The 12,356-nt window shown below is 65.5% G+C and carries 13 protein-coding genes; 8 read left to right on the top strand and 5 right to left on the bottom strand.

Annotated elements, in window-relative coordinates; translation table 11 throughout:
* Window positions 1–6: 6 nt before the first annotated feature.
* The gene (locus B9Y86_RS04655) at window positions 7–615 is read right to left on the bottom strand and encodes a TetR/AcrR family transcriptional regulator (RefSeq protein ID WP_085483332.1); all 609 of its coding nucleotides are present in this window, start codon (window positions 613–615) and stop codon (window positions 7–9) included.
* 89 nt (window positions 616–704) lie between these two features.
* Between B9Y86_RS04655 and B9Y86_RS04650 the strand changes: the two genes are divergently transcribed.
* Genes B9Y86_RS04650 through B9Y86_RS04625 form a run of 6 tightly spaced genes read left to right on the top strand, consistent with a single transcriptional unit; the run spans window position 705 to window position 7,377 of the window.
* Window positions 705–2,327: an ABC transporter substrate-binding protein gene (locus B9Y86_RS04650; protein ID WP_085483330.1), complete on the top strand. Its 1,623-nt coding sequence runs from the start codon at window positions 705–707 to the stop codon at window positions 2,325–2,327.
* Window positions 2,300–3,274 (top strand): ABC transporter permease, encoded by a 975-nt coding sequence (locus B9Y86_RS04645; protein ID WP_085483327.1) that lies wholly within the window; start codon window positions 2,300–2,302, stop codon window positions 3,272–3,274. Before B9Y86_RS04650 ends, B9Y86_RS04645 begins: the two co-directional genes overlap by 28 nt.
* A complete protein-coding gene (locus B9Y86_RS04640; RefSeq protein WP_085483325.1) occupies window positions 3,271–4,149 on the top strand; it encodes an ABC transporter permease in 879 nt (292 codons plus the stop codon). Before B9Y86_RS04645 ends, B9Y86_RS04640 begins: the two co-directional genes overlap by 4 nt.
* A complete protein-coding gene (locus B9Y86_RS04635; protein ID WP_085483323.1) occupies window positions 4,146–5,153 on the top strand; it encodes an ABC transporter ATP-binding protein in 1,008 nt (335 codons plus the stop codon). Before B9Y86_RS04640 ends, B9Y86_RS04635 begins: the two co-directional genes overlap by 4 nt.
* Window positions 5,153–5,971, top strand: a complete 819-nt coding sequence (locus B9Y86_RS04630; RefSeq protein WP_085483823.1) for an ABC transporter ATP-binding protein — start codon at window positions 5,153–5,155, stop codon at window positions 5,969–5,971. Before B9Y86_RS04635 ends, B9Y86_RS04630 begins: the two co-directional genes overlap by 1 nt.
* Complete coding sequence (locus B9Y86_RS04625) at window positions 5,968–7,377, top strand: NAD(P)/FAD-dependent oxidoreductase (protein ID WP_085483321.1); 1,410 nt, start codon at window positions 5,968–5,970, stop codon at window positions 7,375–7,377. Before B9Y86_RS04630 ends, B9Y86_RS04625 begins: the two co-directional genes overlap by 4 nt.
* 3 nt (window positions 7,378–7,380) lie before the next feature.
* On the opposite strand, the gene B9Y86_RS04620 is transcribed toward B9Y86_RS04625, so the two are convergent.
* The 3 genes from B9Y86_RS04620 to B9Y86_RS04610 are packed head-to-tail and all read right to left on the bottom strand — an operon-like array spanning window position 7,381 to window position 8,972.
* Window positions 7,381–7,755 (bottom strand): GntR family transcriptional regulator, encoded by a 375-nt coding sequence (locus tag B9Y86_RS04620; protein WP_085483319.1) that lies wholly within the window; start codon window positions 7,753–7,755, stop codon window positions 7,381–7,383.
* A complete protein-coding gene (locus tag B9Y86_RS04615; protein ID WP_342351708.1) occupies window positions 7,748–8,524 on the bottom strand; it encodes a GTP pyrophosphokinase in 777 nt (258 codons plus the stop codon). Before B9Y86_RS04615 ends, B9Y86_RS04620 begins: the two co-directional genes overlap by 8 nt.
* Before the next feature lie 19 nt (window positions 8,525–8,543).
* Entirely contained in the window at window positions 8,544–8,972 is a 429-nt protein-coding gene (locus tag B9Y86_RS04610; RefSeq protein ID WP_044440623.1) for an Lrp/AsnC family transcriptional regulator, read from the bottom strand.
* A gap of 180 nt (window positions 8,973–9,152) precedes the next feature.
* On the opposite strand from B9Y86_RS04610, the gene ddaH reads away from it, so the two are divergent.
* The gene (ddaH, locus tag B9Y86_RS04605) at window positions 9,153–10,013 is read left to right on the top strand and encodes a dimethylargininase (protein ID WP_085483317.1); all 861 of its coding nucleotides are present in this window, start codon (window positions 9,153–9,155) and stop codon (window positions 10,011–10,013) included.
* Complete coding sequence (gene rocD / locus B9Y86_RS04600) at window positions 10,010–11,245, top strand: ornithine--oxo-acid transaminase (RefSeq protein WP_085483315.1); 1,236 nt, start codon at window positions 10,010–10,012, stop codon at window positions 11,243–11,245. Before ddaH ends, rocD begins: the two co-directional genes overlap by 4 nt.
* Window positions 11,246–11,357: 112 nt before the next feature.
* Here the strand turns inward: rocD and B9Y86_RS04595 are convergent, their stop codons facing one another.
* Window positions 11,358–12,257 (bottom strand): DsbA family protein, encoded by a 900-nt coding sequence (locus tag B9Y86_RS04595; protein WP_176223254.1) that lies wholly within the window; start codon window positions 12,255–12,257, stop codon window positions 11,358–11,360.
* Between the last annotated feature and the right edge of the window lie 99 nt (window positions 12,258–12,356).

Raw genomic sequence — 12,356 nt, 5'->3', positions numbered from 1 at the left:
CCGGGTCTAGTCCGACTGATCGAGCCCGGCGATCAGTGATGTGGTTATCGCGAGAGCGTGGGCGATGCGCTCTGTGGAGTACTCGATGTTGGTCAGGAAGCTCGTTCCCACGGCCATCGATATCGCGGCGTTGGCGACTCGGCGACAGCTCGCCTCGGGGGCGCGTGGATGCTCGTCGCTGATGATCTCGGAGAGCGAGACCTCCATGCTTCGGTACGAGCTCGCGACGATCTCGAGGATGGCGGGAATCGTGCGACCCGCGTCGATGAATGCTGTCACGGCGGCGCTGTCGGAGCTCGGCGCCACGAAGTCGTCGAAGAGGAAGGTGAGTGCCCCCTCGACGCCGAGGCTGCGCGGGATGATGGGCATGGTGGCGACCGCGACGGCCAGATCTTTCTCGTCCATCGCCCCGTTGCCGAAAAAGAACACCCGAGCCGCGTCGGTGAGCAATTCATCGCGGTTGCCGACGAAGTGCCTGAGGTGCCCCCGCGCCATGTCGGCGAGTTCTGCGATCCGCTCGAGCGTCGTGCCATCGAGTCCGTGCTTCGACATGCACTGAATGGTGACAGCGATGATCTGCTGACGTCGTTCTGTGGCGAGAGATCGTCGCCCCATAAGTCTCCCGTCTTATCGCCCGATTATTTTAACATGCTCGTTACATTGTCAGTATTGACTAAATATATCCACACCCAGAAACTAACTACATGAATCGCAAACGAATCATCCTCATGACGGCCGGCGTGGCCGGTTCGGTGCTGTTGCTGAGTGCCTGCAGCAACAGCGGCTCCAGCACGAGCGCTTTCACTCCGAAGCTGGTCGACAACGTGTCCGCCGCTACGGCACCCGTCGACTCCGTCACGTGGAACCTGCCGGATGGCGAGCCCTACAGCCTCGACCCGGCTCAATCTGCTGTCGAGTCGAACAGCACGGTCGTCGCGAACCTCTGCGAGTCGCTCATGACGCAGACCCCCTCCGGCGAATTGCAGCCCGGCCTCGCAACATCGATCGACAAGATCAACGACACCACCTACGTTGCCCATCTTCGCCCCGGGGTCACCTTCTGGGATGGCAAAGCGATGACCGCAGACGACGTCGTCTACAGCATCAACCGCATCCTCGACCCCGCACTCGGCTCGTCGTGGACAGCGTGGGCGAGTTCGGGGGCGACGGTCACAGCGACCGCTCCCGATGAGGTCACCATCGCGACGAACGAACCCAACGCGATGATGCCGCAATTCTTCGCCACCCCGGCCTTCAGCGTGGTGGAGAAGGCCTTCGCCGAGTCTGCGGGTGCCGATTTCGGCACAGCCTCGGGCGGCGTGATGTGCACGGGTCCTTACTCCTTGGGCACCTGGTCTTCAGGCTCAGACATCACCGTGAAGAAGAACGATTCCTGGTGGAACAAAGACGTGACCCCGCTCGTGGGCTCGGCGACGTTCACCTTCACCTCGGACCCGTCGGCTCAAGTCGCTGCGCTGCGCTCCGGTTCCGTCGACGGCTCCTTCATGGTGCCGGTCTCCTCCTTCGACTCTCTCAGCGGAATCGGCAATCTGCTGTTCAACAAGAGCTACAAGCTTGAGTCGATGTCCGTTGCCAACCTCAAGGGGAGCCTCGCCGATGTCAAGACACGCGCCGCCCTCAAAGCCGTCATCGACTACGACGGAATAGCGTCGTCCATCTACCGCGGGACCGCCGAGCCGATCAGGGCGATCGTGCCACCGTCGGCGTGGGGCTACTCGAAGGACATATACCAGAAGGCCTACGACGCGCTGCCCGCACCAACCCAGAACCTCGACGAGGCGAAGAAGCTGCTCAGCGAATCCTCGTACGACGGCTCTGAGATCGTGCTCGCTTACGCAGCGAGCAGTGAGGAAGACACCAAAATCGCCGCGGTGGTCGCCGATAACGCCAAGGGCATCGGCCTCAAGGTCACGCTCAAGCCGATGCAGCCCGCTGAATACTCTGGCATTTTCAGCGACGATCCGGCAGCTCGCGCGGGTATCGACGTGTTCCTGACCACCGGCTACCTCGACTTCCCCGAGCCCGCCGCCTACTACGAGTACTCGACCACTGGCAGCTACTACAACTTCGCGGGCTACTCCAATCCTGAGTTCGACGAGACGCTGGCGCAGGCGATCAAGACCAGCGACGACGATGCCCGAGCAGAGCTGGTCACCAAGGCTCAGGCTCTGCTCACCGCCGATGCGACCAAGATCCCTCTTGTCTCTCAGTACGTCAACACCTACTACTCGAGCAAGCTGGCGGGTCTCACCCCGGCACCGTCCTACCTGTACTCGCCATGGCTGGCCAGCTTGGGCGGCAAGTGATCTTCCGCTTGATCGGATCACGGCTGCTCGCCGCGATCGTCACGATGGGCGTGGCTGCCGTAGTCATCTACGGCAGCCTCCGGCTCATCCCCGGCGATCCGGTTTCGGCGATCACCGCCGGCACGCGGCTCACCTCCGAGCAGAGGGCGGCACTGCGCGAGAAGCTCGGTCTGAACCAGGGCTTCGTGAGTGGTTTCACGCATTGGCTGGGGAGCGTGCTGCAGCTCGATTTCGGCCAGTCGATGGTCTACGGGTCATCGGTGAACGACCTGCTCGCTGCTCGTATGCCGACCACCGTCACCCTGGTGCTCTACGCAGCCGCACTCTCTCTTGTGCTGGGACTCGGCATGGCCCTCGTCTCGGCTACCCGACCGGGGATCATCGATCGAATCGGGCTCGTGGTCACCAGCCTCTCGATCGCGACGCCCTCGTTCGTGGTGGCCCTAGTGCTGCTGGGCGTCTTCGCTGTGCAGCTCCGGATGTTCCCCGCGACCGGTTCGGGGGACGGGTTCGGCGACATGGTCTACCACCTCACCCTGCCGGCTATCGCGCTCATGGTCGCCACTTTCGGTCTGGTCGCGCGCATCATGCGGGCGACGTTCCGCGAAGAGCTCGTGAGCGAGCACGTCGAGGTGGCGCGTAGCCGTGGAGTGGCCCGCATGGACATCCTGCGCCGTCACGTCGTGCGCAATTCGGTGGGCCCGATGATGACCATCACGGCGTTGCTGCTCGCCGCGCTCTTCATCGGCACGGCTATCGTCGAGACGGCGTTCGGTGTCGACGGCATCGGTCAGTTGCTCGTCGTGTCGATCGCGCGCCGAGACTTTCCTGTCGTGCAGGCCATCTCGTTGCTCTCAGTGGGGCTCTTCGTCGTGACCAGCACGATCGCAGACCTCGCGCTGCCTTTCGTCGATGCGCGTGTTCGCGCGGTAGGAGGACTCCGATGAGCCTCGACACTGTCGGTCTGGCCCTCGCGGGGACCGCTCGACGCACACGCCGTCGGACGCGGCCATCCGCTCTGGTCGTCGCATCCATAGCGCTCCTCGGCATCGTCGCGGTCGCTTCTGTGCTCGCGCCAGTGATAACGCCGTATGCGCCCGACGCCACCGACATCCTGAACTCTTCGGCGGGGCCGACGAGTGAACATCTGCTCGGCACCGACGGCACAGGTCGCGACACGCTTTCCCGCCTGCTGATCGGAGCCCAGCTCAGTCTGCTGGCGCCGCTCGCCGTCGCCGTCATCACGACCGCCGTCGGTGCTCTGCTCGGCCTCGCCGCGGCACGCATCGGCGGCGCATTCGACATGATCGTCTCGCGCGCCATGGACATCGTCTTCGCCTTCCCGACGCTGCTGTTGGCGCTGCTCGCCGTGGCCGTCTTCGGTCCGGGACTCACCGCCCCGATCTGCGCGCTCGCGCTCGGTTACATTCCCTTCGTGGGGCGCATCGTGCGTTCGGCGGCTATCCAGGAACAGGCGAAGCCTTATGTGGGCAGCCACGCCGTCATGGGCTTCTCCGAGCTCGCCATCACGGTGCGGCATATCTTCCCGAACATCGCTCCGGTCCTGCTCGCTCAGGCGACGCTGACCTTCGGTTACGCCATGCTCGATATCGCGGCGCTCTCGTACTTGGGCCTCGGTGTGCAGCCGCCAGCGGCAGACTGGGGCTCGATGATCGCGCAGAGCCAGAGCGCCGTGCTCCAGGGCAATCTCTGGAGCATCCTGTTCCCCGGTATGGCGGTCATTCTCACCGTCCTCGCCGTCAACGTACTCGGCGAGTCGCTGTCAGACCGCTTCAGCCTCGCCTCCAGGAGTGCTCGATGATGTCCACTGCAACGAATTCCTCCGCGGCAGCGGCCGCTGCCGCCCCCTTGGAGATCTCGGGCCTGTCGATCACCGTGCAGGTCGATGGCGAATCTCGCCCCCTTCTCGACAAGGTGAGCCTGAGCGTCGCGAAGGGCGAGATCGTCGGACTCGTCGGCGAATCCGGCTCGGGCAAGAGCGTCACGTCGCGCTCGGCTCTCGGACTCTTCCCCGGACACGCCATCACCACCGGGTCTGTCGTGGTCGACGGCGTCGAGGTGATCGGCGCATCCGCGGCGCAGCTGCTCGAGCTGCGGCGTACGCGGGCCTCGATGATCTTCCAGGATCCGCGCAGCTCGGTGAATCCGGTGCGTCGGCTCGGCGACTTTCTCACCGAGGGGCTGAGGGCCCGCGGCGTCGGGCGCGCCGAGGCCAATCGCACGGCGATCGGCCTGCTCGAGGAGGTCGGCATCCGCGACCCCGCGCGAGCGATGCGGCGTTTTCCGCACGAATTCTCCGGCGGCATGCTCCAACGCATCGTGATCGCGGGTGCGCTCTCGATCGGACCCCGACTGGTGTTGGCAGACGAGGCCACGACGGCCCTCGACGTCACGACCCAGGCCGAGGTCGTCGCATTGCTCAAGCGGCTGCAAGCCGAGTCCGGCACCGGGATGCTCTTCGTCACTCATGACCTCGAACTTGCCGCGGCGCTCTGCGACCGCATCGTCGTGATGTACGCCGGGCGCGTGGTCGAGACGGGCGCGGCATCCGCCATCTTCGCCGAACCGCAGCATCCCTACACCGTCGGGCTGCTCGGCTCGAACCCCCGCCTCACCGGTGAGCGGGCGACGCTCACCCCGATCGTGGGTCGGCCGCTTGCGCTGGCGGAGGCGCCAGCAGGCTGCGCCTTCCGCGACCGCTGCCCGATAGCGGTGCCCGCCTGCGCCACCGAAGTTCCCGCCCTGCGTCCGTCGCGTGCGACGGAGGTGGCCTGCATAATGCCCGGCGACGAGAAGGCGGCATGATGAGCGACTCACAGAATGGCGAGACCGTGCTTCGCGCCACGGGATTGAGCAAGCTGTTCAAATCGACGGTCGCGGTCGACGACGTGTCGTTCTCGTTGAAGCGTGGCTCCTCGCTCGGCGTGGTCGGTGAGTCGGGGTCGGGCAAGTCGACGACCGCGCGCATGATCGTCGGCCTCGAAAGCCCGAGCTCGGGATCGGTGGAGTTCCCCGGGGCCACGGGAAGTGGCCGGCGCGGACGGGCGCGGCTCGTGCAGATGATCTTCCAGGACCCGTTCCATTCGTTCGACCCACGGATCACGATCGCCGAGGCGCTCGAGGAGCCGCTGCGCCTGCACTTCGACTGGTCGCGTGAGCGTCGACAGGCCCGTGTCGCCGAACTGCTCGATCAGGTGGGTCTCAGCACACGCCAAGGGGGAGCCCTGCCTCGCACCCTGTCGGGCGGTCAGCGGCAGAGGGCGGCCATCGCCCGCGCTCTGGGAATCGAACCCGCCATCCTCGTTCTCGATGAGGCGGTCGCCGCGCTCGACGTGTCGATCCAGGCTCAGGTACTCGTGCTCCTCGACAACATCCGTCGAGACACCGGCATGTCCTATGTGTTCGTGAGCCACGATCTGGCGGTGGTGCGTTACATCACCACCGATGTCATCGTCATGCGCTCGGGACGAGTGGTCGAGGCCGGGCAGACGGAGCAGGTGCTGGCCGATCCGCAGCATCCATACACACGACTTCTGCTCGACTCGGTGCCACGCCCCGGCTGGGATCTCGATCGTGTGCGCCGTGGCAGGCTCGAACTCGACTCGATGAAAGAGACGTCATGACCGACGCCGCAACGTACGGGCACGATGTGCGGCTCCCGCGGGCCGAACTCCGAGAGTCGTTGCGCGGCGCCTCGCCCGTGCCATTCTGGCTCGATGGGCGGCGACCGGCGGCACTGCCCCCACTGGATTCTGATGCGAGCACCGATCTGCTCGTGGTGGGAGGTGGCTTCTGCGGCCTCTGGACCGCGCTTCAGGCCAAGGAGCGCGACCCGAGTCGAGAGGTGCTGCTTGTCGAGGCGAGTCGCATCGCATGGGCCGCCTCCGGGCGCAACGGCGGCTTCGTCGAAGCATCACTCACCCACGGCGAAGACAACGGCGCACGCCATTTCGCGGATGAGCTGCCGCAGATCGAGGCGCTCGCGCGCGAGAACTTCGACGAGATGCGGGCCACCTTGGTGCGCTACAACATCGACGCCGAGTGGGAGGAGGACGGCGTTCTTTCCGTGGCCACAGAGCCCCATCAGCTCGACGAACTTCGCCGCGGCGCAGCTCAGGTGCTCGAGGGCGAAGCTCTGGCCGAGTACACCCGCTCGCCGGTCGTGCGTGGAGCGATCTTCGAGAAGGATCAGCTCGCCCTCGTGCATCCGGCCAAGCTGGCCTGGGGGCTGCGGCAGGCGTGCCTGGATTTGGGTGTGCGCATCTATGAAGGCACCCGTGTCACGAAACTGGAGCGCCACGACGGCTCCGCGATCGCCGTCACCGAGCGCGGCCGAATCACGGCCAGGCGGGTGGCGCTGGCCACAAACGGATTTCCGTCACTGCTCAAGCGCAACGCACTGAGAACTGTGCCGATCTACGATTACGTGCTGGTCACGGAGCCGCTCAACCGTGCTCAGCTCGAGCAGATCGGATGGACGGGGCGACACGGCATGACCGATATGTCGCGTCAGTTTCACTATTACCGCAAGACCGCCGACGATCGCATTCTGTGGGGCGGCTACGATGCCGTGTATCACCGGGGCCGCCGCATCCGGCCCGAGTACGATCAGCGGCCCGAGACCTTCGAGCGGCTCGCCGATCACTTCTTCACGGCCCACCCGGGCCTTCGAGGCATTCGGTTCAGTCATGCCTGGGGCGGCATGATCGACATGTCGACGAAGTTCGTCTCGTTTCAGGGCACTGCCCACGGAGGGACGGTCGCATACAGCTCGGGCTACACCGGTCTGGGCGTCGGTGCGACTCGTTTCGGCGCGGCCGTGATGCTCGACCTGCTCGAGGGAGCCGTGACGGAACGCACCAGCCTCGCCTTCTCCACGGTCAAGCCGTTCCCCATCCCTCCCGAACCCATCGCCTACCCTGCGATTCAGACGATGCGTCACGCGATCGCTCGCTCCGATGCGAATGGCGGGCGCGATGGAGTACTCATCCGTGCGATGGAGGCGTTCGGCATCGGATTCGATTCGTAGGGCTTATCGCAGCGCCGCCTCCGCGAAGGCGAGAGCCTCGTCGGAGGTGATGCCCAGCGAGCGCGTCTTTGCCGCATACTCCGCCGCCGCGTTCTGTGCTGCCCGGTGGACCGCGTCACCCTGCGCTGAAACGAGAGTCCCGTTGCGACCGTGAGTCTCGACGATGCCGTCGGCCTCGAGTTCCTTGTACGCCCGGGCTACCGTGTTCGTCGCGAGTCCCAGCTGCTCGGCGAGCGAGCGAACGGGCGGCAGCCGAAATCCCGCGGGCAGTTCGCCCGAAGCGACCTGTTCGAGAACGCGCGCCCGCAGCTGCTCGAATGGGGGCGCCGAGCCCTCGGCATCCACCGACCAGTGGCCGGGGAACGTCGCGTCAGGCATCGGATGCCTCATCCGACGTCGGCTGCGGAGGCTGCGCGGCCAGAGAATCGAGCAGTGCCTTGGGCACGATGAGCCGCTCGAGATCGCCGAAGGGAACCACGCCCTCGTCCGAAGCAGCCGCGGCATCGGCGCTCGCATCCAGCTCTCGAACCTGCGTGTGCAGGCTCTGCATCGTGCGGTCGAGGCGGTTCGCCGTGTCTGCCGCTTCTTTCAGCTCGTCGAGCAGAGTCGCCGGAACCTCGCGGTTGTACTTGTAGTAGATCTTGTGCTCGAGACTCGCCCAGAAGTCCATGGCGATGGTGCGGATCTGGATCTCGACGGGCACCTGCTCGACCCTGTCAGACATGAACACCGGAATCGAGACGATGAGGTGCAGGCTCGTGTAGCCGTTGGCCTTGGGAGAGGCCACATAGTCGCGCTCGGCGATCACCGTGAGGTCGACCTGGCGCGCGAGCATCTCGCGGATCTTGTAGATGTCGCTCAGAAAGCTGCATGTGATGCGGATTCCGGCGATGTCGTGGATGCACTCACGGATCACCGCAGTGTCTATCGCGAGTCCCTTGCGCTGCGCCTTCTCGAGGATCGACTCTGGCGACTTCAGCCTCGAATTGACGTGCTCGATCGGGTTGTAGTCGTGTACATGATTGAACTCTTCGCGCAGAATGTTGATCTTCGTCATGACCTCGTCGATGGCGAATTTGTACGACATCATGAAGCGCGTGAATTCGGCCCGGAGGTCTGTGTCGGGCGGATTGTTTGCGGCGTGCACGGGTCGAAGTCTGCCAGTGCTACCTGCGGATCAGGTTCGAGAGCACGATGGCGCTGCGTGTGTGGTCGACGTTGGGAGCGATGCGCACCTTCTCGAGGGCGAGTTCCAGGCTCGGGATGTCGCGCGAGCGCATGTGCACGATGGCGTCGGCACTGCCCGTGACGGTTCCCGCATCGACCACCTCGGGAACAGACGAGAGGATGCGCTTGAGCTCGGCGGGCGCGACCGTTCCGCGACAGAACAGCTCGACGTAGGCCTCGGTCACCGTGCCGTCGAGGGTGGGGTCGAGCTGGATGGTGAAGCCGCGGATGATGCCGCTGCCCACGAGCCTGTCGATGCGGCGCTTGACCGCCGAGGCCGACAGCCCGATGACCTGGCCGATGTCGCCGTAGCCCGAGCGGGAATTGAGCTTGAGCAGGTCGAGAATCTTGTAATCCAGCGCGTCCATATAGTGAGGATACGCGGAATTATTGCAACGGATTGAACTTCGCGCACGAGTTCGGCGTCGAACGAGCAGTACGCGCGGATTGCCGCGTGCAAGACTGTTGTCAGGCGTGCCCGGCTGTGCAACAGGTCCGGGCCACTGGACTCAGTCCGCCTCCCGTGACCATCCTCGGAGGAACTTTCCATGACGTCCACTCTCGAAAACTCGGGCCAGACCGCGGCTCCCGCTCGCGTCGCCACCAAGCGGCACTACCTCATGTGCCGCCCCGACCACTTCACGGTGGCCTACCGCATCAATCCCTGGATGGATCCGGCGATCCCGACCGACACCTCGCTGGCGGTCACCCAGTGGAACACCCTCTACGAGACCTACCTCTCGCTCGGCCACACGGTCGAGCTGATCGACCAGATCCCCGGCCTGCCCGACATGGTCTACACGGCCAATGGCGGATTCATCATCGACAACGTGGCCTACGGCGCGCTGTTCACACACCCGGAGCGCCAGCCCGAAGGCCCCGCGTTCATGGAGTGGTTCCGCGAGCACGGCTACGAGGTCGCCGAGCCGCAGAACACCAACGAGGGCGAGGGTGACTTCCTGCTCGTCGGCGACGTGATCCTGGCGGGCACCGGATTCCGCAGCGCATCGAACAGTCACGAAGAGCTCGGCGAGATCTACGGCCGCGAGGTCGTGACCCTGACCCTCGTCGACCCCCGGTTCTACCACCTCGACACCGCGATCTCCGTACTCGATCCGCTGACCGGCGACACCTCGGCGAACATCGCCTACCTGCCCAGCGCCTTCGACACGGCCAGCCGCCTCGAGCTCGAGAGGCGCTTCCCCGACGCGATTGAAGTCAGCGAAGAAGACGGCGCCATCCTCGGCCTCAACTCCATCTCCGACGGCTACAACGTGGTCATCGCGAACCGTGCGGTGGGCTTCGAGAAGCAGTTGCGCGAGCGCGGCTACAACCCCATCAAGGTCGACCTCTCCGAGCTCCTGCTCGGCGGGGGCGGCGTCAAGTGCTGCACGCTGGAACTCCGATGAGCCCCGTGGCTGTGGAGTTGTCGGCCAGCCAGGCGGCGGCCATCCGGCTCGTCGAAGAGCACGCCGCGCACAACTACCACCCGCTTCAGGTCGTCGTCGAGTCGGGTGATGGAGCCTGGGTCACCGACATCGACGGGCGACGCTACCTCGACTGCCTCGCCGCGTACTCGGCCGTCAACTTCGGTCACTCGAACCCGGTGCTCATCGACGCTGCCAAGGCGCAGCTCGACCGCATCACGCTCACGTCGCGTGCGTTCCACTCCGATCAGCTGGGGCCATTCGTGGCCGCGCTGGCCGCGCTCGCCGGAAAAGACATGGTGCTGCCCATGAACACCGGCGCCGAGGCTGTGGAGTCGGGCATCAAGGTCGCCCGAGCCTGGGGCTACCGGGTCAAGGGTGTCGCGCCCGAACAGGCGAACATCGTGGTCATGGACGGCAACTTCCACGGCCGCACGATCTCGATCATCAGCTTCTCCGACGATGCGACGGCTCGTGACGGCTTCGGCCCGTTCACGCCCGGTTTCCGCAGTGTCGCCTACGGCGACGTGGATGCCGTGGCGAACGTCATCGACGAGAACACGGTCGCCGTGCTGGTCGAGCCGATCCAGGGCGAGGCGGGAATCGTGGCGCCGCCCGCGTCGTATCTGCCGGCTCTGCGCGAGCTGTGCACGGCGCAGAACGTGCTCATGATCGCCGACGAGATCCAGTCGGGACTCGGCCGCACCGGCGCTACGTTTGCTTGCGACCTCGTGGGTGTCGTGCCCGATCTCTACCTGCTGGGCAAAGCGCTCGGTGGCGGAATCGTTCCGGTGTCAGCCGTGGTCGGCAACGCCGACATCCTGGGTGTGCTGAACCCTGGCGAGCACGGATCGACGTTCGGCGGAAACCCGCTGGCCGCCGCCGTGGGACACGCCGTCGTCGATCTACTGGCGACCGGCGAGTACCAGGCCCGCGCGGCCGAACTCGGGGCCCACCTGCACGAGCGCCTGCTCTCGCTCGTGGGTCGCGGCGTCGTCGAGGTTCGCGGAGCGGGTCTCTGGGCCGGCATCGACATCGACCCCGCACTGGCATCGGGCCGAGACGTGTGCGAGGCTCTGCTCGCGCGAGGAATTCTGGCAAAGGACACGCACGGGTCGACCATTCGCCTCGCGCCGCCGATCGTCATCTCGAAAGAAGACATCGACTGGCTGGTCGACGAACTGGCGGCAACGTTGGAGTCGTTCGCGGCGTAGTCAGCTGGCTGTCCGCGCCGGCCGAGTAGCGAGGAACGAGCGTATCGAGACCACGAGCTGGGTCTCGATACGGTCGCGGGGCGACCTACTCGACCAGCGCAAAGGGAGGCGGCTACTCGACCGGCGCAGGATCCGGCGCGTCCGCTGCCGGCGCGTAGACGCTCTTCACGAACGACTCGAAGGCGTTCGCGTCGTCGAGCGCACCGGTGTACGCGGTGCCGTTCACCAGTACAAGAGGCGCCGTCTTGAGGGCCGGCACATCGGAGTTCGGGACCGACGCGCGGGCCCTGCCCGTGGCATCCGTAACCCAGTCGTTGAACGTGCCCGACGTGATGCAGTCTGCGACGGACTTGTCGTTCTCGCCCGCCTTCTGCACGAGGGCCACGAGCTGGTCGTCGGTCAGTCCTGAGGCTCCGGCGGTCGACTGTGCGGCGGCCAACGCCGTGTTCACTGCCGGAACGCTGTCGGGCGCTGCATCGGCTACACACGCGACGGCGTTCGCCGCGCGCTTCGAGTAGTTCTGATTCACCGAGTCGTCGAGCGCCACGGGGTGGAGCTCGAGCGTCGCATTGCCCGATGTCACCCACGACAGCACGGTGCTGCCGTTCGTGGTGTCGAATGTGGCCGAATCAGCGCTGCCGTAGTCGGCGTAGACGACCAGGTGCAGCATGCCGTCGGTCTTGTCGAGCGTGCTTGTCTCGGGCGTGGAACCCGCCTCGAGGGCCACCGTCGTCGCGGCCGTGACCGACTTGCCGTTGCCCGAGAGCAGCACTCCGTCGCTCGCCATGTTCTGTGGTCCGAGCACCGGCGCAGGCTGCAGCGCCGAGACGATCGTGACGGTGCCGACCGAGAGAACAGCGACCCCGACCACTCCGAGCCCGGCCCGCCACGCGATACGTCGTCGGCGGCGGCGACGGGCCGTCTCTTCGCGCTCCAGCCGAGCGAGCTCGCGCACGAGCGCGCGACGATCCTTCTTGCTGAGTCCGGTGAACAGGGTCTTGTCGGCTCTCATCGGTTGGTCTCTCCTCGGCGGTGCGCAGAACGAACGCACCGACACTAGTGAGCGCAACTTCGCCGACGCTTCGACATTGCCCCGAAAAGACTGAACAAC

This window comes from Agreia pratensis (assembly GCF_900177685.1).
In the GTDB taxonomy this organism is placed as follows: Bacteria; Actinomycetota; Actinomycetes; order Actinomycetales; family Microbacteriaceae; genus Agreia; species Agreia pratensis.
Note: the sequence above shows the minus strand (reverse complement) of the source record. Positions and strands in the feature narration are given on the sequence as shown.

What these genes read in the sequence shown, in the direction of transcription:
- B9Y86_RS04655 (WP_085483332.1), bottom strand. Translation starts at nt 615, where the DNA reads ATGGGGCGACGATCTCTCGCCACAGAACGACGTCAGCAGATCATCGCT.
- B9Y86_RS04650 (WP_085483330.1), top strand. Translation starts at nt 705, where the DNA reads ATGAATCGCAAACGAATCATCCTCATGACGGCCGGCGTGGCCGGTTCG.
- B9Y86_RS04645 (WP_085483327.1), top strand. Translation starts at nt 2,300, where the DNA reads ATGGCTGGCCAGCTTGGGCGGCAAGTGATCTTCCGCTTGATCGGATCA.
- B9Y86_RS04640 (WP_085483325.1), top strand. Translation starts at nt 3,271, where the DNA reads ATGAGCCTCGACACTGTCGGTCTGGCCCTCGCGGGGACCGCTCGACGC.
- B9Y86_RS04635 (WP_085483323.1), top strand. Translation starts at nt 4,146, where the DNA reads ATGATGTCCACTGCAACGAATTCCTCCGCGGCAGCGGCCGCTGCCGCC.
- B9Y86_RS04630 (WP_085483823.1), top strand. Translation starts at nt 5,153, where the DNA reads ATGAGCGACTCACAGAATGGCGAGACCGTGCTTCGCGCCACGGGATTG.
- B9Y86_RS04625 (WP_085483321.1), top strand. Translation starts at nt 5,968, where the DNA reads ATGACCGACGCCGCAACGTACGGGCACGATGTGCGGCTCCCGCGGGCC.
- B9Y86_RS04620 (WP_085483319.1), bottom strand. Translation starts at nt 7,755, where the DNA reads ATGCCTGACGCGACGTTCCCCGGCCACTGGTCGGTGGATGCCGAGGGC.
- B9Y86_RS04610 (WP_044440623.1), bottom strand. Translation starts at nt 8,972, where the DNA reads ATGGACGCGCTGGATTACAAGATTCTCGACCTGCTCAAGCTCAATTCC.
- ddaH (WP_085483317.1), top strand. Translation starts at nt 9,153, where the DNA reads ATGACGTCCACTCTCGAAAACTCGGGCCAGACCGCGGCTCCCGCTCGC.
- rocD (WP_085483315.1), top strand. Translation starts at nt 10,010, where the DNA reads ATGAGCCCCGTGGCTGTGGAGTTGTCGGCCAGCCAGGCGGCGGCCATC.
- B9Y86_RS04595 (WP_176223254.1), bottom strand. Translation starts at nt 12,257, where the DNA reads ATGAGAGCCGACAAGACCCTGTTCACCGGACTCAGCAAGAAGGATCGT.